26 protein-coding genes are annotated in these 24,271 nt (G+C 63.4%); 19 read left to right on the top strand and 7 right to left on the bottom strand.

From position 1 onward, the window contains the following. Positions 1-138: 138 nt before the first annotated feature. A complete protein-coding gene (locus tag AC1DUN_RS00340; RefSeq protein WP_477712233.1) occupies positions 139-1,695 on the top strand; it encodes an ABC transporter substrate-binding protein in 1,557 nt (518 codons plus the stop codon). Positions 1,696-1,770: 75 nt separating this feature from the next. Here AC1DUN_RS00340 and AC1DUN_RS00335 read toward each other — a convergent pair whose 3' ends face one another. After that, positions 1,771-2,154, bottom strand: a complete 384-nt coding sequence (locus AC1DUN_RS00335; RefSeq protein ID WP_477712232.1) for an EF-hand domain-containing protein — start codon at positions 2,152-2,154, stop codon at positions 1,771-1,773. 211 nt (positions 2,155-2,365) lie between these two features. Here AC1DUN_RS00335 and AC1DUN_RS00330 point away from each other — a divergent pair, with 211 nt between their 5' ends. From AC1DUN_RS00330 to AC1DUN_RS00295, 8 genes are all read left to right on the top strand, one after another. Further along, positions 2,366-2,824 carry an ArsR/SmtB family transcription factor gene (locus AC1DUN_RS00330; RefSeq protein ID WP_477712231.1) on the top strand — a complete coding sequence of 153 codons (459 nt, stop codon included), beginning with the start codon at positions 2,366-2,368 and terminating at the stop codon, positions 2,822-2,824. Further along, positions 2,716-3,171 (top strand): SRPBCC family protein, encoded by a 456-nt coding sequence (locus AC1DUN_RS00325; RefSeq protein ID WP_477712230.1) that lies wholly within the window; start codon positions 2,716-2,718, stop codon positions 3,169-3,171. The genes AC1DUN_RS00330 and AC1DUN_RS00325 overlap by 109 nt, the downstream gene beginning before the upstream one ends. 48 nt (positions 3,172-3,219) lie before the next feature. Beyond that, complete coding sequence (locus AC1DUN_RS00320; RefSeq protein WP_477712229.1) at positions 3,220-3,597, top strand: VOC family protein; 378 nt, start codon at positions 3,220-3,222, stop codon at positions 3,595-3,597. A gap of 31 nt (positions 3,598-3,628) precedes the next feature. Then, entirely contained in the window at positions 3,629-4,408 is a 780-nt protein-coding gene (locus tag AC1DUN_RS00315) for a DUF899 domain-containing protein (protein ID WP_477712228.1), read from the top strand. A gap of 250 nt (positions 4,409-4,658) precedes the next feature. Next, positions 4,659-5,456, top strand: coding sequence for an SDR family NAD(P)-dependent oxidoreductase (locus AC1DUN_RS00310; protein ID WP_477712227.1), 798 nt, complete (start codon positions 4,659-4,661; stop codon positions 5,454-5,456). 57 nt (positions 5,457-5,513) lie between these two features. Beyond that, on the top strand, positions 5,514-6,965 hold the full coding sequence (locus AC1DUN_RS00305; RefSeq protein ID WP_477712226.1) for a DHA2 family efflux MFS transporter permease subunit: 1,452 nt from the start codon (positions 5,514-5,516) through the stop codon (positions 6,963-6,965). 155 nt (positions 6,966-7,120) lie between these two features. Further along, positions 7,121-7,585: a hemerythrin domain-containing protein gene (locus AC1DUN_RS00300; RefSeq protein ID WP_477662285.1), complete on the top strand. Its 465-nt coding sequence runs from the start codon at positions 7,121-7,123 to the stop codon at positions 7,583-7,585. Between the two features lie 29 nt (positions 7,586-7,614). Then, on the top strand, positions 7,615-7,992 hold the full coding sequence (locus AC1DUN_RS00295; RefSeq protein ID WP_477712225.1) for a GFA family protein: 378 nt from the start codon (positions 7,615-7,617) through the stop codon (positions 7,990-7,992). An 11-nt stretch (positions 7,993-8,003) separates the two neighbouring features. Here the strand turns inward: AC1DUN_RS00295 and AC1DUN_RS00290 are convergent, their stop codons facing one another. Continuing rightward, positions 8,004-8,252: a SlyX family protein gene (locus AC1DUN_RS00290; RefSeq protein ID WP_477712224.1), complete on the bottom strand. Its 249-nt coding sequence runs from the start codon at positions 8,250-8,252 to the stop codon at positions 8,004-8,006. A 192-nt stretch (positions 8,253-8,444) separates the two neighbouring features. Here AC1DUN_RS00290 and AC1DUN_RS00285 point away from each other — a divergent pair, with 192 nt between their 5' ends. The 3 genes from AC1DUN_RS00285 to AC1DUN_RS00275 all read left to right on the top strand — a co-directional run bounded on the left by AC1DUN_RS00285 (position 8,445) and on the right by AC1DUN_RS00275 (position 13,112). Next, complete coding sequence (locus tag AC1DUN_RS00285) at positions 8,445-11,333, top strand: hypothetical protein (RefSeq protein ID WP_477712223.1); 2,889 nt, start codon at positions 8,445-8,447, stop codon at positions 11,331-11,333. 82 nt (positions 11,334-11,415) lie between these two features. Then, positions 11,416-12,270: a hypothetical protein gene (locus AC1DUN_RS00280; protein WP_477712222.1), complete on the top strand. Its 855-nt coding sequence runs from the start codon at positions 11,416-11,418 to the stop codon at positions 12,268-12,270. A 125-nt stretch (positions 12,271-12,395) separates the two neighbouring features. Then, entirely contained in the window at positions 12,396-13,112 is a 717-nt protein-coding gene (locus tag AC1DUN_RS00275) for a glutathione S-transferase N-terminal domain-containing protein (protein WP_477712221.1), read from the top strand. A gap of 328 nt (positions 13,113-13,440) precedes the next feature. Here AC1DUN_RS00275 and AC1DUN_RS00270 read toward each other — a convergent pair whose 3' ends face one another. Both AC1DUN_RS00270 and AC1DUN_RS00265 read right to left on the bottom strand, forming a co-directional pair. Next, positions 13,441-14,454, bottom strand: a complete 1,014-nt coding sequence (locus AC1DUN_RS00270) for a lysylphosphatidylglycerol synthase domain-containing protein (protein WP_477712220.1) — start codon at positions 14,452-14,454, stop codon at positions 13,441-13,443. 846 nt (positions 14,455-15,300) lie between these two features. Beyond that, positions 15,301-16,638 carry a sensor histidine kinase gene (locus AC1DUN_RS00265; protein WP_477712219.1) on the bottom strand — a complete coding sequence of 446 codons (1,338 nt, stop codon included), beginning with the start codon at positions 16,636-16,638 and terminating at the stop codon, positions 15,301-15,303. Between the two features lie 731 nt (positions 16,639-17,369). On the opposite strand from AC1DUN_RS00265, the gene AC1DUN_RS00260 reads away from it, so the two are divergent. The 5 genes from AC1DUN_RS00260 (at position 17,370) to AC1DUN_RS00240 (ending at position 20,142) form a co-directional block, all read left to right on the top strand. Continuing rightward, a complete protein-coding gene (locus AC1DUN_RS00260) occupies positions 17,370-18,041 on the top strand; it encodes a hypothetical protein (protein ID WP_477712218.1) in 672 nt (223 codons plus the stop codon). 143 nt (positions 18,042-18,184) lie between these two features. Continuing rightward, complete coding sequence (locus AC1DUN_RS00255) at positions 18,185-18,673, top strand: hypothetical protein (RefSeq protein ID WP_477712217.1); 489 nt, start codon at positions 18,185-18,187, stop codon at positions 18,671-18,673. Positions 18,674-18,679: 6 nt separating this feature from the next. Then, on the top strand, positions 18,680-18,997 hold the full coding sequence (locus AC1DUN_RS00250) for a toxin-antitoxin system YwqK family antitoxin (protein WP_074580402.1): 318 nt from the start codon (positions 18,680-18,682) through the stop codon (positions 18,995-18,997). A gap of 56 nt (positions 18,998-19,053) precedes the next feature. Next, on the top strand, positions 19,054-19,728 hold the full coding sequence (locus AC1DUN_RS00245; RefSeq protein WP_477712216.1) for a hypothetical protein: 675 nt from the start codon (positions 19,054-19,056) through the stop codon (positions 19,726-19,728). Between the two features lie 78 nt (positions 19,729-19,806). Then, positions 19,807-20,142 carry a hypothetical protein gene (locus AC1DUN_RS00240; RefSeq protein ID WP_477712215.1) on the top strand — a complete coding sequence of 112 codons (336 nt, stop codon included), beginning with the start codon at positions 19,807-19,809 and terminating at the stop codon, positions 20,140-20,142. Positions 20,143-20,177: 35 nt separating this feature from the next. On the opposite strand, the gene AC1DUN_RS00235 is transcribed toward AC1DUN_RS00240, so the two are convergent. After that, the gene (locus AC1DUN_RS00235; protein WP_477712214.1) at positions 20,178-20,315 is read right to left on the bottom strand and encodes a hypothetical protein; all 138 of its coding nucleotides are present in this window, start codon (positions 20,313-20,315) and stop codon (positions 20,178-20,180) included. 54 nt (positions 20,316-20,369) lie between these two features. Beyond that, positions 20,370-21,329 (bottom strand): LysR family transcriptional regulator, encoded by a 960-nt coding sequence (locus AC1DUN_RS00230; RefSeq protein ID WP_477712213.1) that lies wholly within the window; start codon positions 21,327-21,329, stop codon positions 20,370-20,372. A 57-nt stretch (positions 21,330-21,386) separates the two neighbouring features. On the opposite strand from AC1DUN_RS00230, the gene AC1DUN_RS00225 reads away from it, so the two are divergent. Continuing rightward, positions 21,387-22,550 carry a mandelate racemase/muconate lactonizing enzyme family protein gene (locus AC1DUN_RS00225; RefSeq protein WP_477712212.1) on the top strand — a complete coding sequence of 388 codons (1,164 nt, stop codon included), beginning with the start codon at positions 21,387-21,389 and terminating at the stop codon, positions 22,548-22,550. A gap of 119 nt (positions 22,551-22,669) precedes the next feature. Continuing rightward, entirely contained in the window at positions 22,670-23,653 is a 984-nt protein-coding gene (locus AC1DUN_RS00220) for a tripartite tricarboxylate transporter substrate-binding protein (protein ID WP_477712211.1), read from the top strand. 82 nt (positions 23,654-23,735) lie between these two features. Here the strand turns inward: AC1DUN_RS00220 and AC1DUN_RS00215 are convergent, their stop codons facing one another. Next, positions 23,736-24,245: an SRPBCC family protein gene (locus tag AC1DUN_RS00215; protein ID WP_477712210.1), complete on the bottom strand. Its 510-nt coding sequence runs from the start codon at positions 24,243-24,245 to the stop codon at positions 23,736-23,738. Positions 24,246-24,271 lie beyond the last annotated feature (26 nt).

The raw sequence follows: 24,271 nt of genomic DNA, 5'->3' as shown, positions 1-24,271 counted from the left end.
CCGCAGGCTTGATTTGCGCTAGATGAGAAATTTAATTTCAGAATAAGTGCACGCCACCCAGGGTATTCACTTACATAAAGTCACATTTAGCCAAATATCCTACGGATTCTGAAAATTACTTTCACTTAGGAGTGCTTTATGGTTAACCATCGCCCGCATACGTGCCGGCTGCTGCCGGCCCTGGTTTTTGGCCTGATGGCCGTTCTGCAGGGCGCCGCACCCGCGCTGGCGCAGGCGCCGGCCTCTGTGGCCAACCTGGCCATGGTGGGTGAACCGCCCTCGCTCGACCCCATGCAGGCCACCACCGACCTGGTCGGCACCATCATGCAGCACGTGTACGAGCCGCTCTACACCTTTGACGCCAAATGGAATGTCGTGCCCATGCTGGCCGACGGCATGCCGCGTTTCTCGGCTGACGGCAAGGTCGTCACCATCACGCTGCGCAAGGGCGTGAAGCTGCACTCGGGCCGCGCGCTCGACGCCGAGGACGTGGTCGTCAGCCTCAAGCGCTGGATCAAGGAGGCGCCGCGCGGCAAGGCCGTGGGCAAGGAAATCGTCGATTTGAAGGTCGCCGGCCCCCTCACGGTGGAGCTGACGCTCAGGGGGCCTTACGCGCCGCTGCTCGCGCAGCTGGCCCTTCCCAGCGGCATGGCCGCCATCATGGCCAAGGAGGCCGTGCAGATTCCGCTGCGCGACTTCATAGGCACGGGCCCCTACAAGTTCAAGGAGCGCCGCACCGACCAGTTCGTGGTGCTCACGCGCTTTGACGGCTACACCTCGCGCAAGGAGCCGGCCAACGGCTACGGCGGCAAGCGCGAGGCCTTCATCGAGGAACTGCGCTTCATCCCCGTGCCCACGCCCGGCACGCGCGTTGAAGGCGCCTTGTCCGGCCAGTTCCACTTCGCCGACCTGCTGCCCATAGACGCGCTGGCCCGTCTCGAAAAATCCGGCGGCCGCGCCGCGCCCGTGATCACGCCGGCCTTCGGTTTCCCGTACCTGGTGTTCAACACCCGCGAGGGCATCAACGCCAACAAGGGCATGCGCCAGGCGATACAGACCGCCATAGGCCCCGGCGAAATGATGGCCGCCGGTTTTGGCGACACGCGCTTCTTCACGGCCGAGGCCAACCACTTCCCGCAGGGCTCGCCGTATTACTCCGCCGCCGGCAGCGAGAGCTACAACCAGCGTGATCCCGCCAAGGCCAAGGGCCTGGCCGAAGCCGCCGGCTACAAGGGCGAGACCGTGCGCATCCTCACCAGCCGCCAGTACGACTTCCACTACAACATGGCCGTGGTCATGGCCGAGCAGCTCAAGCGCGCCGGCATCAAGGCCGAGCTCACCGTGGTCGACTGGTCCACCCTGGTTCAGCGCCGCAACGACTCCTCCGCCTGGGACATCTACGTCACGCACTCAGGCCTCTTGCCCGAACCCATGCTCTCGCCGCCGCAACTCGGCGACGGCGCGCCGGGCTGGTGGAACACCCCGGCCAAACAGGCCGCGCTGCTCGAGTTCAACCACATCCCGCTTCCGGCCAAGCGCGGGCCGCTGTGGGGCAAGGTGCAGCAGCTGGTGTACGACGAGGTGCCCTACATCGACATCGGCAAATTCAACAGCCTGTCGGCCAAGTCCACCAAACTCGAAAACTACCAGCCCGCGCTGTGGCCCTTCTTCTGGAACGTGAAGCTCAAGAACTGATCGCAACCAGCGTCCAGAAAAACAAAAGCCGTGCGGCTGCAAACCGCACGGCTTTTTTCATGGGCGAGGGGTTCCTCAGGGTTGCCGGCTCTGGTTCATCGCGTTGTCGAATTCCTCGCGCGAGAGAAAGTTGTCCTTGTTGAGGTCGGCCTCGTCAAAGTGTTTCGAGACGCCGCGAAAGTTCGAAGCCTCATCGCGGCTGATCTTGCCGTCGCCGTTCTTGTCCATGAACTTGAAGGCGCGCTCCAGGTCCTTGGGGTCGTACTTGGCGACCGCGGGTGCGGCAACGGGGGGCGCGGAGGCCGCTGCCGCCGGCTCCGCCGTCTGGGCCTGCGCCTGGGCGGCCAGCAGGGCGGCCGCGGCGGCCAGGGCCAGCAAAGACCCCAGCATCACCATGCGGGAGCGGGCCGGGCTGGAAGGCGCGCGGATGGGGAGGGTCTTTGTCGTGGGCTGCTTCATGGGCTTCCTGTGTAAGTAGGTCATAGGCATCATTGGATGCTACCCCCGCCCCCAATACCAGTGTTCTTGCAGGGTGTTGCGCCGCTTTACCTGCGCGTGCGCCGGGGACACACTTCTTTGCAGGCCGGCGGGCGGCGCGATCACACAAAAAAACATCTTTGTTCCGGGCCCCGGTTGACAGCCCACGGCCGCTTGCTCAATACTAAGCCAAATGGTTAAGTATCAAGACAATGCCGATGAGGCCCTGAGCGCCGTGTTCGCCGCGCTGGCGGACCCGACACGCCGCAAGGTGCTGCAAGACCTGGAGCGCGGCCATCTCTCCGTCGGCGAGCTGGCCCAGCCGCACGGCATGTCCTTGCCCGGCTTCATGAAGCATCTGCGCGTGCTCGAGGATGCCGGCCTGGTGACCCGCGCCAAGGACGGGCGTGTCGTCAACCTGGCCCTGTCGCCCGAGCCCATGCAGGAGGCCGCCATGTGGCTGTCCCGTTACGAGAAGTTCTGGTCCGAGCGCCTGGACGCGCTGGGCCGCTACCTGTACCACCAAGAGGAGCTGAACCCGCCATGGAAAGAAGCGCAACGCAAGGCAAGCCGACCTCCGTCCACTTCACCCGGCACTACCCCGCCAGCTGCGAAAAAGTCTGGCGCGCGTGGACCGACCCGCAAGCGCTAGCCCAGTGGTTCGGCCCCGACCCGGCCGGCGTGGTGACCCTGGCCGAGATGGACGTGCGCGTGGGCGGCCGTTACCACATCCGCTTCGGCGTGCCGGGCCAGGAGACCCACAACGTGGCCGGCACCTACCTGGAAGTGGAGCCGCCCCACAAGCTGGTGTTCGACTGGGGCTGGCAGAGCACGCCCGAACGTGTGTCGCGGGTCACTGTCACGCTGCGGCCCTCGGGCGGCGGCACTGAGCTCGTGTTCATGCATGAAAAATTCTTCGACCAGGCCGCACGCGACAGCCACAACCAGGGCTGGGCCGGCGCCTTCCTCAAACTCGACAAACTTTTCCCCGCTGCATAGTCCGCGCCGTCCGCCGCCTGGAGCGCATCCCCCTGAAAGGAGTCCACCATGCTCGCCAACCGAAACGCCATGCCCACCATCGCCGTCAAGGACCTGGCCGCCGCCCGCAAGTTCTATGAGGGCAAGCTGGCCCTCACGCCGCTGGAAAGCACGGAAGAGGGCGTGCTCACTTACCAGAGCGGCACCGCCACCCTGGTCGTCTACGTCTCGCAGTTCGCGGGCACCAACCAGGCGACCGCCTGTACCTGGTCGGTGGGCGACGAGTTCGACGGCGTCCTCAAGGCCCTCAAGGCCAAGGGCGTGGTGTTTGAGCACTACGACCTGCCCGGCATGACCTTGCAGGGCGACGCCCATGTGGCCGGTGACTTCAAGGGCGCCTGGTTCAAGGACCCGGACGGCAACATCCTGCACATCCTCAACCGCTGATTCCTCCCATCCCTCCCAAGGAGTCCCGCCCGTGAACACCCACACCGCCATGCACGCCATCGTGTCCCGAGAAGAATGGCTTGCCGCCCGCCGCCTGCTGCTGGCCCGCGAAAAAGAACTCACCGCCCAGCGCGACCTGGTGAGCGCCGAGCGGCGCCGCCTGCCCTGGGTGGCGGTCGACAAGGCCTATGTGTTCGACGGCGCTAACGGTAGCGAAAGCCTGGCCGGGCTGTTTGACGGGCGCAGCCAGCTCATCGTCTACCACTTCATGTTCGGCCCGGACTGGGAAGAGGGCTGCCGCAGCTGCTCGTTTCTGGCGGACCACATCGACGCCACCCTGCCGCACCTGGCCGCGCGCGGCATCACGCTGGCCGTGGTCTCGCGTGCGCCGCTGGACAAGCTCGCCGCCTTCAAGCGGCGCATGGGCTGGCGATTCAAGTGGGTGTCCTCCTTTGGCGGCGATTTCAATTACGACTACCACGTCTCCTTCACACCCGAAGCACTCGCGGGCGGAAAGGTGGACTACAACTACCGCATGGAAGACGTCGGCGGCATGGAGGACCTGCACGGCTTCAGCGTCTTCGCGCGCGACGGCCAGGGCAACGTTTTCCACACCTATTCAAGCTACGCCCGCGGCGCGGACGCCCTGGTGGGCACTTACCAGTACATGGACCTCACGTCCAAGGGGCGCGACGAAGATGGCCAGCCCTTTCCCATGGCCTGGGTGCGCCACCACGACAAATACGGCGCGGTGGAGCCCACGGCGCAGGCCGCCCCGGCCTGTTGCCACGCCGAGGCTCCCGTTGCATGAAGGGCCCTCTGGAAACGCAACTTGAGGAAAGCCGACGGTCCCCTGAGCTTGACGTGAAAGCGCGCCTTGCTGTTGCCCTCGTAGCGCAGGTCGGTATCGGTCAGGCCGTAGCTCAGCACCGCACCGGCAACCGTCCGGCCCATCGGAAATCCAAAATACCCTCAAGAGAGAAATGGCTGTAGCCCATTAGGCATGCCTGTGAGGTGCTGCCAAATTAATAGCAATTGACCATCACAGACTAGGAGGACCCATGCAGCTCAAGGACAAGGTCGCGGTCATTTACGGCGCCGGCGGTGCCATCGGGGGCGCCACTGCCCGCGCGTTTGCGCGCGAGGGCGCCCGTGTGTTCCTGGCCGGGCGCACACCGGCCCGGCTGGAGGCCGTCGCGCGCGACATCGCGGCGGCGGGCGGCGCGGCCGAGGTCACGCCGCTGGATGCGCTTGACGAGCAGGCCGTGCACCGCCATGCCGACAGCGTGGCGGCCCGCGCCGGCCGCATCGACATCGCGCTCAATGCCGTCGGCATCCCGCATGTGCAGGGCACGCCTTTTGCCCAGCTCGCGCTGGAAGACTTCGCGCTGCCCATCAATGCCTACCTGCGCAGCTACTTCATCACCGCCCAGGCCGTGGCCCGGCACATGGCCCGCCACAAGTCCGGCGTCATCCTCACCCTGTCCACGCCCGGCGCCAAAATGACGGGCAGCGGCTTTATCGGCAATGGCGTAACATCCGCGGCCACGGAATGGTTTTCGCGCCTGCTTGCCGCCGAACTCGCGCCCGGCGGCATACGCGTCATCTGTCTCAGGCCGCACGCCATTCCTGAAGCGGTGGAGATGGGCTCTTACACCGGCGAGGTGTTCAGGTCCAACGCCCGCAGCGCCGGCATGGGGATGGACGACTGGCTGGCCGGCGCCGCTGCGGCCACGCTGACGCAGCGCCTGCCCACCCTGGCGCAGGTGGCCGATACGGCGGTGTTCATGGCCTCGGCGGCGGCCGGCGCGATGACGGGCACCGTCGTGAACCTGACCAGCGGCACGGTGCTGGATTGATCCGGATTGATGTGAACCTGACCTGAGACATTCATTCAAGCAGAGGAGAAATCGCCAATGAGACAACACATGGACAGCCGCAAGCGCTGGTGGGCCCTGATGGTTCTGTGCCTCGGGGTGCTGATGATCGTGCTCGACACCACCATCGTCAACGTCGCCCTGCCTTCCATACGCACCGACCTGCATTTCACCGAAACCTCGCTGGTCTGGGTGGTCAACGCTTACATGCTGACCTTCGGCGGTTTTCTGCTGCTGGGCGGCCGGCTCGGTGACTTGTACGGCCACCGCCGGCTGTTCCTCGCGGGGCTCAGCCTCTTCACCCTGGCCTCGCTGGCCTGCGGCATCGCCAACTCGCAGGCGCTGCTCATCGTCGCGCGCGCGGTGCAGGGCCTGGGCGGCGCGGTGGTGTCGGCGATTTCGCTCTCGCTGATCATGAACCTCTTCACCGAGCCGGCCGAGCGCGCCAAGGCCATGGGTGTCTACGGTTTTGTCTGCGCCGGCGGCGGCAGCATAGGCGTGCTGCTGGGCGGTGTGCTCACCGACTCGCTGAGCTGGCACTGGATTTTTCTGGTCAACCTGCCCATAGGCGGCGCGGTCTTCGCGCTGTGCCTCTTGCTGCTGCCCGGCGGCAAGGGCCAGGCCACGGGCGCCAGGCTTGACGTGGGCGGCGCCGTCACCGTCACCAGCTCGCTGATGCTGGCCGTCTACGGCATCGTCAACGGCAACGAGGCCGGCTGGCTCTCGGGCCAGACCCTGGGCCTGCTGGGCGCGGCCGCGGTGCTCATGGCCGTCTTCCTGGCGATTGAATCCAAGGTACAGACGCCGCTGATGCCGCTGGGCCTGTTCCGCCTGCGCAACGTCGCCACCGCCAATGTGGTCGGTGTGCTCTGGGCGGCCGCCATGTTCGCCTGGTTTTTTATCTCGGCGCTCTACATGCAGCTGGTGCTGGGCTACAGCGCCCTGCAGGTGGGCCTGGGCTTTCTGCCGGCCAACCTCATCATGGCCGCCTTCTCGCTGGGCCTGTCGGCCAAGATCGTCATGCGCTTCGGCATACGCGCGCCGCTGGCCGTGGGCCTGCTGCTGGCCGCCGTGGGCCTGGCCCTGTTCGCGCGCGCGCCCGTGGCCGGCAGCTTCGCGCTCGACGTGCTGCCCGGCATGCTGCTGCTGGGCCTGGGGGCCGGCATGGCCTTCAACCCCGTGCTGCTGGCCGCCATGAGCGATGTGGACCCCAGCGAATCCGGCATTGCCTCCGGCGTGGTCAACACTTCTTTCATGATGGGCGGCGCCCTGGGCCTGGCCGTGCTGGCCAGCCTCGCGGCCGCGCGCACCACGTCGCTGGGCGGTGCCGGGCTGGACGCGACCGCGGCGCTCAACGGCGGCTACCAGCTGGCCTTTGTGATCGGCGCGGTCTTCGCGGCCGTGGCCGCCGTGCTGGGCGCTGTGCTGCTCAGGCCCGGCGCGGCCTTGGGCGGGGCCGGCGAACCCTCGCCCGCCAATTCGCCGGGCTAGGCCGCAGGGCCAAGGCCGCCGTCGCCGTGGCGCGCGGTTTCCTACATGCGCTGGCAAGCTTGGCCTACCCCGAGGCGGCGGTCGCTTCCCAAGAATCGCGTAACAGCCCGCCCCGGGTTGCGACCCATCCGCACCACCCCATTAAAGGAAATACCATGCCCACCACCAAGGCCACACCCGTGCACAAGGAAGCCACCGCCATGCTCAGGGCCGACCACAAGCTGGTCAGCGAGCTTTTTGAACAGTACGAAAAAAGCCGCTCCCCCGCCAAAAAGAAGGAACTGGTCACCCAGATCTGCAAGGAGCTCACGGTGCATGCGCAGGTCGAGGAAGAAATTTTCTACCCCGCCGTCAAGGCCGCCCTCAAGGACCATGAGCTGATTCCCGAGGCCAGCGTCGAGCACGCCACCCTCAAGGACCTGATCGCCCAGGTCGAGGGCCTGGAGCCCGACGGTGAAATGTTCGACGCCAAGATCAAGGTCATGTCCGAATACGTCAAGCACCACGTCAAGGAAGAGCAGAACGAAATCTTCCCCAAGGCCCGCGCCACCCGGCTGGACATGACCGAGCTGGGCGCGCAGATCAGCGCCCGCAAACAGGAACTCATGGCCGCCGCCTGAGGCGCCCGGTTCACGGCAGGAGACGGCCCATGGCCACCATCACCGGAAGCTGCCATTGCGGCAAAAACGCCTTTCGCATCGAAGGCGACATCCCCGCGCAACTCACACGCTGCACCTGCTCGTTCTGCAGCAAGCGCGGGGCATTACTGGCGTATTACACGCCCGAACAGTTCCATGTCACCACACCCAAGGACGCCGACGCGGTTTACCGCTGGCAGACCAAGCTCGTGGACCACCACTTCTGCGCCGAGTGCGGTGTGTCCACCTACTCGGACAGCCCGGCCTTCGAGATGGATGGCAACTGGGACGGCAGCACCCGCCGCATAGGCGTCAACGCGCGGCTGTTCGATGATTTCGACGCGGCCGAGGCACCCGTCGCCGTGATAGACGGCAAAAACCTCTGGTAGCGGGGGGGTGCTCAGAAATGCGGCGGCAACTCGTCGCGCAGGCTGCGTGCCGTCGTGATGTCGCCGTCACGCACAGGCGCGGCCTTGAGTTCGGCCACCTCGCGCAGCAGCGCGTCGATTTGCTGCTGCTGGCGCACGATGACCTTATCGAGCTGGTCTAGCAGGTCCTCGGCAAAACTCGCCTTGATCTCCAGTTCCGTCAGTCGCGTGTCGGTGTCGCTGCCGCCGCGCGTGTCTTGCGGCTTGTTCGGGTGTTCCATCCCCCTATTGGACATGAAACCCGGGCGGGCGCCCGCCCGTCGGGCGGATTTGGGGAAATAAGCACATTGTTTTTCCCATAAGCCCTGTCTAAGCTGAGGTCAATCTTTCCGTAAAGAGACAGGCGGTTCCGCCATCCCATGGGCATCGCCTTCGGCACATTCGCGGCAATGGTGCGTGTGAAGGAGAAAAATATGGTGGACCCAACCACTCGAGGAGCGGGGGCTTCAGGAGATATCCTGGGGGCGGAGTGCGAGGCCATTGCGTCGCGCAGGGTGTTTGTCTATGCCGACGGCAAGGGCCCCGAGGAAAAATGGGGCCTGGCCCTGTCCGGCGGCGGCATCCGCAGCGCAACCTTCTGCCTCGGCGTGCTGCAGGCGCTGGCGAAAGCGCCGTTCCAGCTGCCGGGGGAAAACGGCCCCTTGCCCGGGGCCCCGGATGCGCCGCAGCTCTCAAATTCTCCCAAGCCGTCAGATCCCGCCTGGCCGCTGTTGGCCCGTTTTGATTTCCTGTCCACCGTCAGCGGCGGCGGCTACATAGGGGGCTTCTTCTCCGCCTTGTTTCGCGCCAGGGAACAGGCGCCGGGCGAGCCCGTTTCCGCGCCCGCTCCGGCACCCACGGAGCTGGCGCGCGAAGCCTACGCCGCACTCGCCACCGATCCCCCGGGCAGGCTGGGCAAAGACACGGCCGCGTCCGCGACCGCGCTCGGCAAAGAGCCTGACCGGCCCCTGCGCTGGCTGCGCGAAAACGGCCGCTACCTGGCGCCCAACAACACCGGCGACCTGCTCTACGACGCCGGCATCGCCATCCGCAACCTGTGCGCCGTGCACTACGTGTTGGGCGTCACGCTGCTGTTCGTGTTCTTGCTGATGTATGCCCTGCGCCATATCAGCGTTCATAGTGAGTGGATTGGGGCGGTGGCGCAGGCGCTGGAGTCTAAGCTGCAGCCGCAGCAGCTTCCCCTCTGGTGTGGTGAGATCTGGTTCAGTCCCTGGTTCGGCGTGCTGGGCATCTGGCTGCTGCTTGCGGTGATACCTTGCGGCGTGGCCTATTGGCTGGACCAGGACAAGCCCAGTCCCAAAGCCAAAGCACCCGTGCTACATCCGGCGCTGGCTGCCGCGGCATTGCTGGCGCTCGGAATTTTCATCACCTGCCACCTCGGATCCAAGGCGCTGCAGGCAGGCACAGGCCTCGTGTCCGGGCTCCTCGATCTGCCCGCGCCGATCATCCTGCTGGCGCTGATGGACGTCGCCTTGGCGGTTTCCCTGCTGGTATTTTTCGCCGCCAAATACGGCCCGCTCTTGCATCTGCCGAAGTCATTCGGCTTGTTTGACGAGCACATCAGGCAATGGCTTGCGGATGTGCGGGCCGCCCGCCGCCCGCTGTTCCCTGCACCCCTTTCATCCCGGCTGTTCCGCAACCGCATGACGCGATGGCTTTCGAACGTGCTGACCGCCTCATTGGTCGTCGGTCTGCTGGCGCTGGTTGAAACCGCGGGGCAAACCCTCTACCTCTGGCTGACGATGGAGGAGTCGGCGCCCTTCACGGTATTCAGCGTGGCCGGCGCCGTCACCGCTCTCGTGGCCCTGGTACGGCAGTTCGCCCCCTTGCTGGCCCAGCCCGGCAAGGACGGCTGGCTCAGCAAACTTCCGCTGAACGCCATCCTCGGTATCGTCGGGTTGGCGCTGGTCCTGCTGCTGGCCGTGGCCTGGAACTGCGTGGCCGCGGCCTTGCTGTTCGGCATGCAGCCGCCCGCGCCGGGTCCCGCAAAACTTGTCATTGACGCCATGTTTACCCAGACCGGTTCCCGCCTCGGGTTATCGGAAGCAATGCAATGCCTCTATCCGGCGTTCTTGATGTTGTTCTGCCTGGTCGCTACGGTGGCGGCGGGTTACTTCCTCGGCTTCATCAACCTGTCCAGCCTGCAGCTGATGTACAGCGCGCGCCTGACGCGTGCCTACCTGGGTGCATCGAATCAAAAACGGTTTGACCCGAAAGCACCCAAGATGGACGTCACCGAGGCCGACCAAAGCGACGACTTCCAGCGCGAGGTCTACTACCGCAACAATCATCTCGGCCCGGCCCACCTCGTCAACGTGACCATCAACGCCACCACCGGCACCGGCGACCAGCTCACCCAGCGCGACAGGCAGGGCCTGCCGCTGGCGGTCACACCCGCGGGCATCACCGTGAACGGGCGGCTTTGGGATTGCAGCGCAGGCGACTTCGCCCGTACCCGGCCTGAAGCAGCCAATGCCGACGGCAGCCTCACAGCGAGAATCGCGGCCAAGGCAAAAGCTTTGGCCAAAGCCCTCAGGCCCCCGCCGCCCGAACTGTCCATGGGCCAGTGGATGGGCGTGTCGGGTGCGGCGTTTTCGACGGGGCTGGGCCGGGGCACCTCGCTGGGGCAGGCCATGCTCTTCACCATCACCAACATCCGCCTGGGCTGGTGGTGGGACTCCGGGAAGAAGGATGCCAGAAAGATCTCCCCGCGCTGGCGCAACCAGGCTTATCTGCTGCGCGAGCTGCGCGCCCGCTTCCTGGGCACGGACGGCTCGCATTGGTACCTCAGCGACGGCGGGCATTTTGAGAACACCGGTGTCTTCGAACTGCTGCGCAGGAAAGTCGGCTTCATCGTGTGCTGCGACTGCGGCGCCGACCCGAGCTACACCTTCGAAGACCTGTCCAACCTCATGCGCCTGGCACGCATTGATTTTGGTGCGGAATTCGAGTGTGTCGGGCCGACCGCCTTCACCGGGTTTTCCGCCAATGTGAAGGACTACTTCGCCGCCGACGAGGCCGAGCTGTGCGCCCCGGCCGGCACCGAGGGAAAACTTGCGGCCGCCCCCGACGACAAGTGCGCCTTGCTCTACCGCGTGAGCTATGCGGGCTGCAAGGATAAAACCTTTTTGCTGGTGCTCAAGCCCCGCCTGATCCAGAGCGCCCCGCTGGACCTGTTCGAGTACCAGGTCAAAAACCCCTCCTTCCCGCAGCAGACCACCTTCGACCAGTTCTTCGACGAAGCCCAGTGGGAAAGCTACCGCAAGCTGGGTGTGCTGATCGGCTCGCGCATCTTTCAATGAGTTTTCAGGCGCCTGTTCACGGTCCGAACCGCGGGCCGCGCCAGACCTTCCCGCTTTCTCCTCAACCTAAAAGGATTTCGCCATGCAAAGCCTCGTGATGTACAGCAATGAGTTTTCCGGACACTTGAACAACGGCCTCGCGCCCAACCAGTTCAAATACCGCATCCTGGTGGAGGGCGATTCCTGGATGGACCGCAGCGCCATGGTGCATACCTCGCTGCTGCAAAGCCTGGCCCCTGAAATGGATGCCGGCGGTGAGCCGGTGCTGTTCATCAACCTCGCGATCTTCGGCGACACCATGCGGCGCATGGGACAGAAGAAGCGCGATTTTGTGCAATGGGTCCGGACGGCTTTTGGCTGGAAATTTGACGCCATTCTTCTCAGCGCGGGCGGCAATGATTTCATCGACGCCGCGCGCGACCCGGCACCCGGTGAGGGCCTGCTCAAAAATCTGGCGGGCCAAGCCCTGCCGGCCCAGGGCCGTGACTGCCTGAGGCCTGCCGCCGTGAAGAGCCTGGTCGAGCGTTGGCTGGACCCCAACTTCAGCGCGCTCTACGAGGCCGTGGAATCCAGCCGGCACCAGGGCATACCGATCTTCCTGAATAGCTACGATACCCCCACCGCGCGTAACGCACCCGCCTTCCAGGATGGGCGCGCATGGCTTTACGCATCCTTCGTCAAAAACAATATTCCCCCCGCGCTGTGGCCCGACCTGACGGCCGCGCTGTTCGGCGAAGTCCAGGCCGCCGTGGGCGGCTGGGCCACCGGGCGGGCCAATGTGCACATCGTCCCCACCAATGGAAGGCTGATTCCCGCCACGCCGGGCACGACCGGGAACGACCATGACTGGCAGAACGAAATCCATCCCAACCGGGGCGGTTGGGAAAAGCTGGCCAAAGTCTGGCGAACCAGCATCAAGACGGTGTTGGTGCCTTGAACTTCTAAGCCGGGCCGGGGCATGGCCCTTCGTGCGGCCCGGCGGGGGAATACCCGTTTTTTTCATCTGGAATACAGTGGGCGCTGCGCCGCGTACTGGCCTTTCCCCCCAAAATCCGCCACATCATGACCCAACTCCAGGTTTTTCCCAACGACTTCCCCATCGCCCAGAAATGGCCCGCCCAGCACCCTGAGCAGATCCAGCTGTACTCGCTGCCCACGCCCAACGGCGTCAAGGTCTCCATCATGCTCGAGGAGACCGGCCTGGCGTACGAGCCGCACCTCGTGAGTTTTGAGACCAACGACCAGATGTCGCCGGCCTTTCTCTCGCTCAACCCCAACAACAAGATCCCCGCCATCATCGACCCCAAAGGCCCCGGCGGCCAGCCGCTGCCGCTGTTCGAATCCGGCGCCATCCTGCTCTACCTGGCCGAAAAAACCGGCAAGTTCATCCCCCAGGACGCCGCAGCCCGCTATGAAACCATCCAGTGGCTGATGTTCCAGATGGGCGGCATAGGCCCCATGTTCGGCCAGCTGGGTTTCTTCCATAAATTCGCCGGCAAGGCCTATGAAGACAAGCGGCCCCGCGACCGCTATGTCGCCGAGTCCAAGCGCCTGCTGGGCGTGCTCGAGCAGCGCCTCGAAGGCCGGGCCTGGATCATGGGTGAGCAGTACACGATTGCCGATATCGCCATCTTCCCGTGGGTGAGGAATCTGGTGGGGTTTTATGAAGCCGGCGATCTGGTGGAGTTCGCCAGCTTTCCGAATGTGAAGCGGGTGTTGGAGGTTTTTGTGGTGCGGCCGGCGGTGGTGAAGGGGTTGGCTATTCCCAAACGGAGCTGATGCCGGGTCTTGCTCCGGCGGGTGCGTTCTCTTACCTCTCTTTCCTCTATGGAGGGCGGCTGGCCGGGGTTGCCCGGCGGCAAGTAACTTTCTTTTGCTTCGCCAAAAGAAAGTCACCAAAGAAAAGGCGACCCTGGTGTCTGCGTCCCTTCGCTTCGCTACGGGCAGCCTGCGGTGCTCGGTCCAGCCGGGGTCTGGCTAAACTCGCTACGCTGCGCTTCGCTCAGACAACGCCAGCCCTTATCCGTCTGGCCCTGCGCTCCTCGGCGCATACACAAGGGGGGGATAGGAATACCAACAGCCAAATACAGAAACCACAAAAAAGCTTTCATTCGGCAGCGGGTGCGGCCCCTGCATGGCTGGCTGCATATTTCTCCAGCAACACATACAACAGCAAGCCCCCAGCCAAGGGCAAAAGGTAGTACAGCGCCCTGTACGCCAATACGGCTCCCATTAGAGTGCCCTGCTTCACACTCCCCGACAACAGCGCCAGATACACCGCCTCCAGCACCCCCAGGCCTCCCGGGATCGGCATGATCACTCCCACGATGGAGGCCGCCATCAGAACTCCCAGCACCTTGCCGTACTCCACCTGGCCGCCCAGCAGCGCGTACATGGCCGCGCCCATCAGCGCCCAGTTGGTGGCCGACAGCAGCAGTTGCACCAGTGCCAGGCCGGGCGAGGGCAGGGTCAGCCGCTTGCCGCGCACACGCCACTCGCGTCCGTACGCAAACTTGCAGGCCGCCACATAGGCCAGGGCCAGCAAGACCATGGCCGCGCCCAGTACGCGCAGCGCCGTCGCGCCTATGTGGGCCTGGCTGGGCGGGGCGATCAGGCCCGCAGCGAACAGGCTGCCCGCCACCAGGCCGTAGCCCAGCCAGTTGGTCGCCAGGCTCAGGCCCACGATTTGTGCGATGGTGGCTTCGTCGAGCCCCGCGCGCGTGTACAGCCGCGCGCGCAGCGCCACGCCGCCCACCAGCGAGCCCAGGTTCAGGTTAAAGGCATAACTCGTCACCGCAATCGCCCAGGCCTGCAGGCGCGGCAAGGTGTGGCGCGTGTGGCGCCGGCCTATCAAGTCAAAGCAGCCATACAGCGCATGGCTGGCCGTGGCCAGGCCCAGCACGCCCAACAGCAGCCAGGGCGAATAACGCCACAGCGCCTGCCAGGCGCCGGCCCAGTCCACCTTGTGCGCATGCGACACCAGCAGGCCCAGGACGACAATCCCCAGTGCCGGAAACACCCAGCGCCGCACACGCGGCCACGGTGATGTCGCGGCGGCGGGAGACGAGGGGCTGGTACCGGAATCGGTATCGGCGCAAGCGGGCGCCGCGGTGCTGGCCATGATGGCTGCATCTTGCCCTGGGGCGCCTGCCGTGCGCCAGACGGTGGCGGCGCTGCTTTTTGTAGGCGCAGACCGACGGGGTGGGGGCCGGGTCTTGCTCCGGCCTTGCGCGCTCTGCCTCCTCATCTTCCTCTTTCCTCTGCTGAGGGCGGCTGGCCGGGGTTGCCCGGCGGCAACTCACTTTTCTTTGCTTCGCCAAAGAAAAGTAAGCAAAAGAAAGGCGACCCTGGTGTCTGCGTCCCTTCGCTTCGCTACGGGCAACCTGCGGTGCTCGGTTCAGGCGGGGTCTCGCTAAACTCGCTACGCTGCGCTTCGCTCAGACAACGCGATCCCTGATCCGCCTGAACCTCCGCTCCTCGGCGCATACACAAGGGGGTGGGAGAAAAATACCGAATACCTGAAGAAACAAGGACACGCCATGGCGTGTCCTTGTTTGTATTGATTTCTCTTTGGTATTTGTCTTCTGTCCCCGCTCCCGCTTGCCCCGTCCTGGCTGGGCCGAGCAGCGCAGACGGAGGAGGGATAAGGGCTGGCGTTGTTTGAGCGAAGCGCAGCGTAGCGAGTTTAGCCAGACCCCCTCCGCAGTCGAGCAGCGCAGGTTGCCCGTAGCGCAGCGGAGGGACCCAGACTGCGGGTCGCCTTTCTTTTGGGTACTTTTGGTGTTTGCGTAACTTCGCTGCGCGAAGTGAGCAAACCCCGCGCGCGTAGCGCGCCTTTGGCGAACAAAGAAAACCCGCTTTGCGGGTTTCGCCAAAAGTGCCTCGCCCGCCGGGGCGAGACCCGGCCAACAAAACTAAAAAGAGGAAGGAGGAGGAAGAGCGCGCTCAGCCGGAGCAAGAACCGGCATCACCCCCGGCCCGGCGGGCCAGCTTCGTACCTCGCCAACTCAACCCAAAAAACACTCCCCCGCCCTTGCCGGTCCGCCATCCCCACCGGATGCCCCAGCAGCTGGCTCAGGCGGTAAATCGCCGCCAGCTCCAGCCCGAAGCCCTCGGCCGTGCCCTGCTGCGGAATGCCTTGCGGAAAAGTTTGCTGGCGTTCGTGCGCGATGCCCGCGCCCGTGTCCCAGAGTTCTATGCGCCACTGGCCGCGCCGCGGCCTGGCCGCCAGCAGCACGCCGCCGCCGTGCGTGTTGCGCAAGGCGTTCGACAGCAGGCTGCCCACCAGCCGCGCCAGCAGCACCGGGTCCGACAGCGCCTGCCCCGAGGCTGCCCGGGTGCGCAGGCGCAGGCCTTTTTCGCGTGCCAGCGGCAGGTGCTCTTCGGCCACCGTGTGGATCAGCGCGGCCAAATCCACCGGCTGCGTGTGCACCGTCAGCGCAGCCGGGTCCAGCCCCGCGAGGCTGAACAGCGAATCAAACAGGTCGTCGATCTTGCGTGTCGAATCGGCGATCTTGCGCGCGATCTGAGTGGCGAACTCCGGCTCCAGCGTCAGCCAGTCGGCATACAGGCCCAGCGAATGCACAGGCCGGCGCAGCTCGTGCGCGGCGCTCGCGATAAAACGCGTGCGCACCGCCTCCGCGTCCGCCACCGCGCGTTTTCGTTCCTCCAGCGCCTTGATCAGTTCCTGGCGATCGAACTGCCGCTCCAGGCTGATGTGCCGGGCCCGGAACATGCGCCGCCCCGTCACATGCGCCACCGCCAGGAACACCAGCACCACCGCCATTTCGGCGCCGGTGTCCAGCGCGGCGGGCACGCCGCCCCCAAAGTCCATGCGCCAGACAAAGGCCGCCAGCACCGAGGCGCCCAGGCCGTTGCAGTACGCCGAGAAAGTGCGCAAACACGGCGGCGACGAAGACACCGCCGTCGCCGCGAGGCCCGACAGCATCAGCATGCAGATCAGTTGTTCCTCCACGGGCGCCCGGTGGTAGACCACAAACATCAGCGCGCCCCAGGCCACCGCGCTCAAGGGCCAGGCCCAGCTGTGCAGCGACATGAACTCCCGCAGCGCCACACCGTCGGCCTCCGCCAGGCGCGTGCGGTAGGCGTGCAGGATGGCATAACGCAGCAAGGTCATGGAGCTTGCCGCCACCGCCCATACCCCAAGGTCCAGCGGGTCCACATGCCGGTACAGCATCGCCACCGTCGCCATGATCGCCAGCACCGCCGTATGCAGCGTGGGCTGGGCATGCCGCATAAAGGCGTGGGCCAGTTGTGTGTTGACCCAGGACTCGCGCGGGCTCATCGATGGGCGCGTCCGGTGGTGGCTGGCGGCATGGGCGTCATGGAGAAAGAAGAAGAAAGGATTTTTTCCGTAAGCGGGAACACGATGACGATAACAACAACCATATCAGAGGGAAGGATGGGGTTCCTACGTAGCCAGCTTAGGGAAATCCGCCATGCCTTCGCGCCAGGAAGGTCTGCATGCAGACATTCTTTGCGGGGTTTGGCGAATCGGCCACGGCGCGGCCCATGCCGGCTCGGCTGCTCCAAAGGCTTAACGGCAGCCGGGGCCCGGAAGTTCTGCCTTGTGCGTGTCCGGCGTGCGGCCCCGCCGGCCCCAGGCCGATCTTGCCAGTGTTGGCGGGCTTGGGCGAGCCGTCTTTGGTTGTCGTTGGGCGGTGCTTGCGGGGGTGGAACGCATACCTTTTTATTCATGGCTGTGAGGAAACAAGCCCGGCAGTTGTTCCATGCAAGGCATAGGAGGCGGAACGGTTCGGGGCTTTGGGCTCTATGGGTCCTGGATCTCCTGGATAAGATGCCGGTTATTGTTCAGGAGCAGACATTCAATCAAGTGGCCTTCGGCTAAGGGCTCTTCCCGATTGAGAAAGCGTCTTCACTGGCGACATTACTAAAACCCATGATCGGCGATGATCCGAAACATCGCAGTTTGCTGGCGGTTGATTGAATTTCAAAAAAAGCTCCGGAAAACGCCATTCATATCTACCCATAAAAACTTGAAAGCCAACTTTGACAATGACCTCACTACTTGCCTTCCGTCTGAGTTCAACAAGCTGCCAGCCTCGCCGCCTCTTGCTGTCGCAGTTTTTAATTTTGATTTTGGTCTTCATGGGCGGGTGCGCGACACGCGAGAAGCTGGCCATGGCGGATGTTCCGGAGCAGATCGTGTTGACAGATAAAGTGTCTTACAAGGTGAAGGCCTTCAACGGCATGCAGTGGGAATACATTGCGTTGCCAGGAATCTATGACGCAGAGCGCAAGGACTCCGGCGGGGTCTATTTTTATGGACCCGGTCGATCTATCGTTGAAATAGGCGAACTGTGGGGAAACGTGCCGCGAGTAAAAGTGGGCGGGATTTATTTGCCGAACGACAAATTACGACCAGTGGAGATGGTGTACGCATTTGAAAACAAGGTCCAAACCACCACCGACCTGAATCAGTACATCCTTGACCGGGCGATCACCACCACGGCAATGCCCGCCCTCCGCCCGGGTATTGGCGCCGGCGCAAATATAGTGGGAAATGCAGTAGGTGGGGCCGTGGTATCCGCGATGTTAGAAGCCAGCGAAGGCGAAATTACCCGCATAACCATCAAGGATCAGGCTATCGCCGAATTGCTTCGCTCGGCACGAAGCCCCAAGGCGGTGCCAGAAACAAATGCAGTGCGTTCAAGCACGGCAAAGTGAACGGAGGCCCGCTATGGGCCAGGGCGTCTGCTGCCGGCTAGAAGCGGACATTGGGAGAGAGCCATGAATGGCGTTGTGAGTTTCCCCGGTTTGCCAGGAGCCCGGGGTTGAAAAATAGAAACAAATATCGGACGGAGGGGGCCATGAAAAAAACGATCGCACTCGCTTGCATCACCCTATCCGCGCAGGGAATGCACGGCAATGTGTCTGCCCAACAAGGGCTACTGTCTGCCGGTGATTACTACCGTGACATGGGCGTCATTTTTGGTGTCATCGAAGCCGCACACGATATTGCCGACATATGTTCAGAAGAGTTTCCAGAGACCCGGGAAACCAATGAAAAGCATTACCAGGCATGGCGCGCCGGGCATCAGGATCTTTTACAGGAAGTAGAGCGCCACAGGGCCAGAATTCTGGAGCACGCCGTTCTGGGTGCCCGGTATAAGCTTGATCTGCATAACCGGAATCTCACGTTTAAAACAAACCAAAGACTGGCCCTGGCGAAGGATGGAGCGGCAACATTCCGCGCCAACTGTAATCAATACGGTGATATGACCAGATTACAGCAATGGGACATCAATAGCTCACTTGCGAAACAAGTAGCGACCATGCGCCGCGGTCCACCGCAATAGGTTCCAATGGCCGTTCAAACTGAGCTCAACATCGCGGAAATCCTGCATGAATCAGGTGCCGTCAGATTCCGCTACGCCCGGATCCTGGCTTCCGATGGCGCGAGATGGATTCGCCATGGCCTTTTCGTTGAGTACGGCCAAGACGGCACCGTCGTTTCGGAAGGGCACTATCTCAATGACAAGGAGAATGGCCCGTGGCGTGACTATCACCTCAATGGGAAACTGGCTTCAGAGGGCCGTTACCTTGAAGGTAGGGAAGTTGGCATATGGCGTTTCTGGAATGCCGAGGGAGTTGCAGAGGAATCGACCAACTACGGCTCCTGATGGCCGCAATCTGCCAGAAGCAGAGATCGCCACAACAGCATGATCAATCCCAAAGTATGAAACTCAAGCAACCACTCCTCGCTGCTCTTTGGGTCCTCAGCCTCAGCCATGCCGCCATGGCCGCACCGCCGGTGACCACCGTGGACCCCCGCAACATCGGCTTCACCATGGCCACCATCGCGGCGGACAAGCTGCAGTTTGAAGCGCCCACGGCGCAATCCTCTGCAGGTGCGCCGCAATTCCACGAGGATGAATGGCGCCAGATTGAGTTCTTTCCCGCGGCCCGCCTGCCGGAGCTCCAGACGCGGCTCAAAGAGTTCAAGGCATTCGAGCAGCAAAACCGCGTTCCGCAGGGCTGGAAGGACATCTACGCCCGGCGTATGACGGGCACACCCCTTGCCGGCACGCCAGGCCCTAAAGAAGTAGCCACCTTGCTTCAAGGCAATATGGCACCGGCGCCCATCCTGACCACCACCTCGGCCCCCCTGGGCCAGGTCAAGGGCGGCTTCACCATCCGGCTGACAGGCTCGGTATTTCTCTACGGCATCGCCGATGGGTCCACCGTCACTTCACTGGCGGCCATGGTGGAGCGCGGTGGCGACGAGCGTGTCCTGACTGCCGCCTTCATCCGCCTGTACACGCAATACAAGCTTGTTCTGGTTGACTGGCGTGGGCAGATGATGCTGACCTCGGTGGAGCCCAATGGGGAGCTTGGGATTTGGCGGCCGTGAGTGTGAAGTGCGCCAGGGCCCATTCAGGTCGCAGTTTTCATGACAACCATCGGTCGGAAGCGAAGACTGGAGGATTCAGTGAACAGACTCGATGAAGGGCAGTTACGCAAGGTGTATGACGAAGTCGTGAGCGCTGCGAAAGAACTCGCGGCGGGACAGGTCAGCTTCGTTGATGGCATTAGACGGGTCGCGGCCATGCGCTGGCTGGCTTCGCCGATTGACCATGATCCCGACTTCATGCTCTTTGTAGGCATTGACAGTGAATCGGATCATTTGCCAGGAATCGAGAATCGCCCGCAATGTGCACAAGCGTGGCTGGACCAATGCGACAAGGAAGCCCGCGAGTTGGAGAGTTTCTGGAGCGCCGAAGTGCGAACCGCGTGCGCCGTGCTGGTGGCACGGTTTTCTGGTTGAGCTAGTGTCCGCCTGGTGCACTGCGCCAATCTCCGTCAGCTCGCCTCCGTCGCGCCTTTAAACACCGCCAACTGCGCCGCAAAAGCCCGCCGGTAAGCTGGCCGCGCCTCACCACGCGCGACAAACATCCACGTGATCGCGCCGGATTCGAACAGCGCGCCCGCCTTGCTCATAAGCGGGTATCACCCCGAAAGGGTACAAGGCCAGGAGCGAACGCCAGAGGAGCGTCAGGAAGTAAGGTCATGCGGCTTGGTCACAGCATCCCAAAGCGCCTCCGCGGCTCGCCCCATTGAATTGCGGGACCGGAAGAGCCTGATTTCAAGGGGAAGGCGTAAGGCAGGCGCTCCTGCTTCAACCACGCGGCCGCTTGCCAGGTCGTCGTGAATCAGGGTTTGCGGCAGCCATGCCGCGCCGCGGCCTTCGAGGACCATGGTTCTCAACACCGAGGCCAGGTGCGCGGTGAACACCGTTTGTGTGGTGACCTTCTCCATGGCTTCAAACCGTGTTTCGCGCAGGATGCGGCCAAGCCCCGATTCGGCGCTGTAGCCGAGAAGGGATACCGGTGTCTTGCCCGCTTTCAGTGTGTGCAGGGGGCGGCCTGAGGCATCAAGCGCCGTCACCGGCATGAGGTAGTCGGCGCCAATTTGAATGGAGGGAAAACCGCCGGCCTCAAGACCCCCTGGCGCCTCAGGGTGGGCATGGCACACCACAAACTGCACCTTGCTTTGCTCCATCAATGCCTCGCAGCGCGCCAGCACGTCGGACTCCAGGTGCATGGTTCCGGCCATGGTGTGCGCTTCAAAACTGCGCAGCCAGGCCGGCATGAAGGTAAACGACAGCGCGTGGGTTGCGGCAAACCGCAGGGAATGCGAACTTGCTTCCGCAATGATCCTGGCCTCGCCCGGTACGCGGGCCACCTGGGCCGTCAAATCATTGGCGATGCCCTGGAACCACCGGCCGGCTTCGGTCAGCCGGACCGGCTGCGAGCTTCTGTCAAAGAGTTCCGTGCCTATCCATTCTTCCAGGGCGCGCACCCGGCGCCCGAAAGCAGGCTGCGTCATGTGGCGCTCTTCGGCCGCGCGGGAGAAGTTGCCTGTTGCCGCCAGCGCGGAGAAATCTTCGAGCCAGGAGAAATTCATGCCCGGTGCTTTGAAAGCATTGAAGAAAAGAAAAACAGCATTGGTCAAATGCGGCAGCCTTCGCGATCATAACGACCATCATCACAGCCCGTCATAGAGACCCCCATGAAAATCGTTGAAATCAGGGAGAAAACCCTCCCCATCAGTTCACCCATCCGTAACGCCTACATCGACTTCAGCAAGATGACCTTGAGCCTGGTGGCCGTGATCACGGACGTGATCCGGGACGGCAAGCCAGTTGTGGGCTACGGGTTCAACTCCAACGGCCGTTATGGGCAGGGTGGGCTGATCCGCGAGCGCTTTTGCGGCCGTATTCTTGAAGCGGCGCCAGAGAGCCTGATCGACGCCAAGGGCACCAACATTGACCCGGCCAAGGTCTGGGCGGCCGCCATGAGCAACGAAAAGCCCGGTGGCCATGGCGAACGCTCCGTTGCCGTGGGCACCATCGATATGGCGGTATGGGATGCGGTCGCCAAGATCGAGGGTAAACCTCTGTTCCGCATGCTGGCCGAGCGGCATGGACGCGAGGCCAATCCGCGCGTTTTTGTCTACGCTGCCGGCGGCTATTACTACCCGGGCAAAGGCAACGAGGCGCTTTGCGCCGAGATGCGCAGCTACCTGGATCGCGGCTACAACGTGGTCAAGATGAAGATAGGCGGCGCCTCCATCGACGAAGACCGGGCGCGCATCGAGGCGGTCTTGAAAGAGATCGGTTCACAGGCCCGGCTTGCCGTGGATGCGAACGGCCGATTCGACCTGGAAACCGGCATTGCCTATGCAAAGATGCTCCGCGAATTCCCGCTGTTCTGGTACGAAGAGATCGGCGACCCGCTTGACTACGCCCTGCAGGCGGCGATTTCCGAGTTCTATCCCGGCCCCATGGCCACCGGCGAGAACCTGTTCTCGCACCAGGACGCCCGCAACCTCTTGCGTTATGGCGGCATGCGGCCCGATCGTGACTGGCTGCAATTCGACTGCGCGCTGTCCTATGGCCTGGTTGAATACCTGCGCACGCTCGAAGTGCTCAAGCAGTTCGGATGGTCGCCCGCGCGTTGCATTCCCCACGGCGGGCATCAGATGTCCCTCAACATTGCAGCGGGCCTCGGCCTTGGCGGAAATGAAAGCTATCCCGACCTGTTCCAGCCCTACGGCGGTTTCCCTGATGGCGTCAAGGTAATCGACGGCCATGTAACTTTGCCCGAACTGCCCGGCATTGGGTTTGAAGGCAAGGCGGACCTTTACGCGCAGATGCAAGCCCTTTCCGCCTGATTCTATTAGCGGATAACGATTAGTCATTGGCCATTGGCCATTGGCCATTGGCCGTTGGCGGATAGCGGTCAGCGATTAACGACTACAAAAGGAGACAACGGGTGAGAAACAATAAGTGGATGTTTAAACGGGTTCTTGTTTCGGTGTTGCTGGGATTGTCGGCGGTGTCAGCCGTGCCGTCGGTTTGGGCGCAATACCCGGACAAGCCGGTGACCCTAGTGGTGCCCTTCGCCGCCGGCGGGCCGAGCGACAAAATCGCGCGCGACCTGGCCGAAGCCCTGCGCAAGCCGCTGGGCCAGACCGTCATTGTTGACAACACCGCCGGCGCCGGCGGAACCATTGGCGCGGCGCGCGTTGCCCGCGCCAAGGCCGACGGCTATACGCTGCTGGTGCACCACATCGGCCTTGCAACCGCGCCGGCCCTGTACAAAAAATTGCCCTATGACACCCTGAAGGACTTCGAGTACCTGGGCCTGGTCAACGAAGCACCGTCCGTGCTGATCGGCCGCACGACACTCGCGGCCAACAACCTTGCCGAACTGCGCAAGTGGATCGCGGATTCCGGTGGCCGTGTGAATCTGGCTAACGCGGGTGTCGGGTCCGCTTCACACCTTTGCGGCTTGATGCTGCAAAGTGCGCTCAAGTCCAAAATGGTGGCGGTCCCCTACAAGGGAACCGCCCCCGCCATGACGGATTTGATAGGCGGGCAGGTAGACCTGATGTGCGAACAGGCGACCAACGCCGTGCCGCAAATCGAGGGCAAAAAAGTGAAGGTGTATGGCGTCAGCAGCAAGGAGCGCCTGAACCTGCCCTCGCTTGCGCAAACGCCGACATTGGCCGAGGCCGGCCTCACGGACTTTAACGTCACGGTCTGGCATGGGGTGTATGCGCCGCGCGGCACGCCGCCGGAGGTTCTGGCCAGGCTCAATGCCGCGCTGCGCGAAGCCCTCAAAGACCCGGACCTGATCAAGCGCCAGGAAGCGCTGGGCTTGCATCTTGTGACCGATGCCAGGCTTAGCGCGTCCGGCCACAAAGCCTATGTTCAGGCGGAAATGGCGCGCTGGGAAAAGGTGATCAAGGATTCAGGCGAGACGGCTGAGTAGCTTTCTTATGCGCGGCTTGCGGAACCGGGAGCACGGCGCAGATGGCAAGCATCTTCGCCGGACGCCTCAACCCAGCTTCGCTTCAAGATGTGTTCCCTGCTTGCCTGCCCTCCACCTGTTCCCTGGATAGACGCAGCGCCTTGTCCATATAAGCCCGCCACAAGGTCCGCGTAAAAAGGCTGACCAGAGGCTTCAGGACGGCCGACCGGCTGATGAACTCGTAGCGCCAGCGAACAGCCGTTGCGGAACGTCCTGGCACGTCTTCGAACCACCACTCGCCGCGTGCTTCGCTGGCAAGAAAACGCAACACTCCCGTGAACTCCGTGATGCGGTAGGCGAAGCGGCCCGGGTATTCGTAGCTTGTCAAAGTCTCCCGGGCGGAACTCCCGTCGGAAAAAACCACGGTTCGGCTCCGGCCCGCGGCATCCCACGGGCCGGTCTGGTTCAGCGTCTTCGTTACCGACGGGAGCGGGCCGTACCCGGTAAAGATCGATGGGAGGGCTATGGGGACGATGTGCAAGAAGGTCTTTTCCCTGGAGGCTTCGACCGTTGTTATCACTGTTGCGGATGCTGTTGCTGCGGCGGATGTCATGGTTGTTTCCTTGTCTGGCGTTTGTG

The organism is Polaromonas sp. P4_F6 (assembly GCF_056401275.1).
Note: the sequence above shows the minus strand (reverse complement) of the source record. Positions and strands in the feature narration are given on the sequence as shown.

What these genes read in the sequence shown, in the direction of transcription:
- AC1DUN_RS00235 (WP_477712214.1), bottom strand. Translation starts at nt 20,315, where the DNA reads ATGAGCAAGGCGGGCGCGCTGTTCGAATCCGGCGCGATCACGTGGATG.
- AC1DUN_RS00325 (WP_477712230.1), top strand. Translation starts at nt 2,716, where the DNA reads ATGGAAAGAAGCGCAACGCAAGGCAAGCCGACCTCCGTCCACTTCACC.
- AC1DUN_RS00275 (WP_477712221.1), top strand. Translation starts at nt 12,396, where the DNA reads ATGACCCAACTCCAGGTTTTTCCCAACGACTTCCCCATCGCCCAGAAA.
- AC1DUN_RS00250 (WP_074580402.1), top strand. Translation starts at nt 18,680, where the DNA reads ATGGCCGTTCAAACTGAGCTCAACATCGCGGAAATCCTGCATGAATCA.
- AC1DUN_RS00270 (WP_477712220.1), bottom strand. Translation starts at nt 14,454, where the DNA reads ATGGCCAGCACCGCGGCGCCCGCTTGCGCCGATACCGATTCCGGTACC.
- AC1DUN_RS00330 (WP_477712231.1), top strand. Translation starts at nt 2,366, where the DNA reads ATGGTTAAGTATCAAGACAATGCCGATGAGGCCCTGAGCGCCGTGTTC.
- AC1DUN_RS00245 (WP_477712216.1), top strand. Translation starts at nt 19,054, where the DNA reads ATGAAACTCAAGCAACCACTCCTCGCTGCTCTTTGGGTCCTCAGCCTC.
- AC1DUN_RS00295 (WP_477712225.1), top strand. Translation starts at nt 7,615, where the DNA reads ATGGCCACCATCACCGGAAGCTGCCATTGCGGCAAAAACGCCTTTCGC.
- AC1DUN_RS00265 (WP_477712219.1), bottom strand. Translation starts at nt 16,638, where the DNA reads ATGAGCCCGCGCGAGTCCTGGGTCAACACACAACTGGCCCACGCCTTT.
- AC1DUN_RS00225 (WP_477712212.1), top strand. Translation starts at nt 21,387, where the DNA reads ATGAAAATCGTTGAAATCAGGGAGAAAACCCTCCCCATCAGTTCACCC.
- AC1DUN_RS00310 (WP_477712227.1), top strand. Translation starts at nt 4,659, where the DNA reads ATGCAGCTCAAGGACAAGGTCGCGGTCATTTACGGCGCCGGCGGTGCC.
- AC1DUN_RS00285 (WP_477712223.1), top strand. Translation starts at nt 8,445, where the DNA reads ATGGTGGACCCAACCACTCGAGGAGCGGGGGCTTCAGGAGATATCCTG.
- AC1DUN_RS00220 (WP_477712211.1), top strand. Translation starts at nt 22,670, where the DNA reads ATGTTTAAACGGGTTCTTGTTTCGGTGTTGCTGGGATTGTCGGCGGTG.
- AC1DUN_RS00300 (WP_477662285.1), top strand. Translation starts at nt 7,121, where the DNA reads ATGCCCACCACCAAGGCCACACCCGTGCACAAGGAAGCCACCGCCATG.
- AC1DUN_RS00215 (WP_477712210.1), bottom strand. Translation starts at nt 24,245, where the DNA reads ATGACATCCGCCGCAGCAACAGCATCCGCAACAGTGATAACAACGGTC.
- AC1DUN_RS00305 (WP_477712226.1), top strand. Translation starts at nt 5,514, where the DNA reads ATGAGACAACACATGGACAGCCGCAAGCGCTGGTGGGCCCTGATGGTT.
- AC1DUN_RS00260 (WP_477712218.1), top strand. Translation starts at nt 17,370, where the DNA reads ATGACCTCACTACTTGCCTTCCGTCTGAGTTCAACAAGCTGCCAGCCT.
- AC1DUN_RS00335 (WP_477712232.1), bottom strand. Translation starts at nt 2,154, where the DNA reads ATGAAGCAGCCCACGACAAAGACCCTCCCCATCCGCGCGCCTTCCAGC.
- AC1DUN_RS00340 (WP_477712233.1), top strand. Translation starts at nt 139, where the DNA reads ATGGTTAACCATCGCCCGCATACGTGCCGGCTGCTGCCGGCCCTGGTT.
- AC1DUN_RS00320 (WP_477712229.1), top strand. Translation starts at nt 3,220, where the DNA reads ATGCTCGCCAACCGAAACGCCATGCCCACCATCGCCGTCAAGGACCTG.
- AC1DUN_RS00255 (WP_477712217.1), top strand. Translation starts at nt 18,185, where the DNA reads ATGAAAAAAACGATCGCACTCGCTTGCATCACCCTATCCGCGCAGGGA.
- AC1DUN_RS00290 (WP_477712224.1), bottom strand. Translation starts at nt 8,252, where the DNA reads ATGGAACACCCGAACAAGCCGCAAGACACGCGCGGCGGCAGCGACACC.
- AC1DUN_RS00280 (WP_477712222.1), top strand. Translation starts at nt 11,416, where the DNA reads ATGCAAAGCCTCGTGATGTACAGCAATGAGTTTTCCGGACACTTGAAC.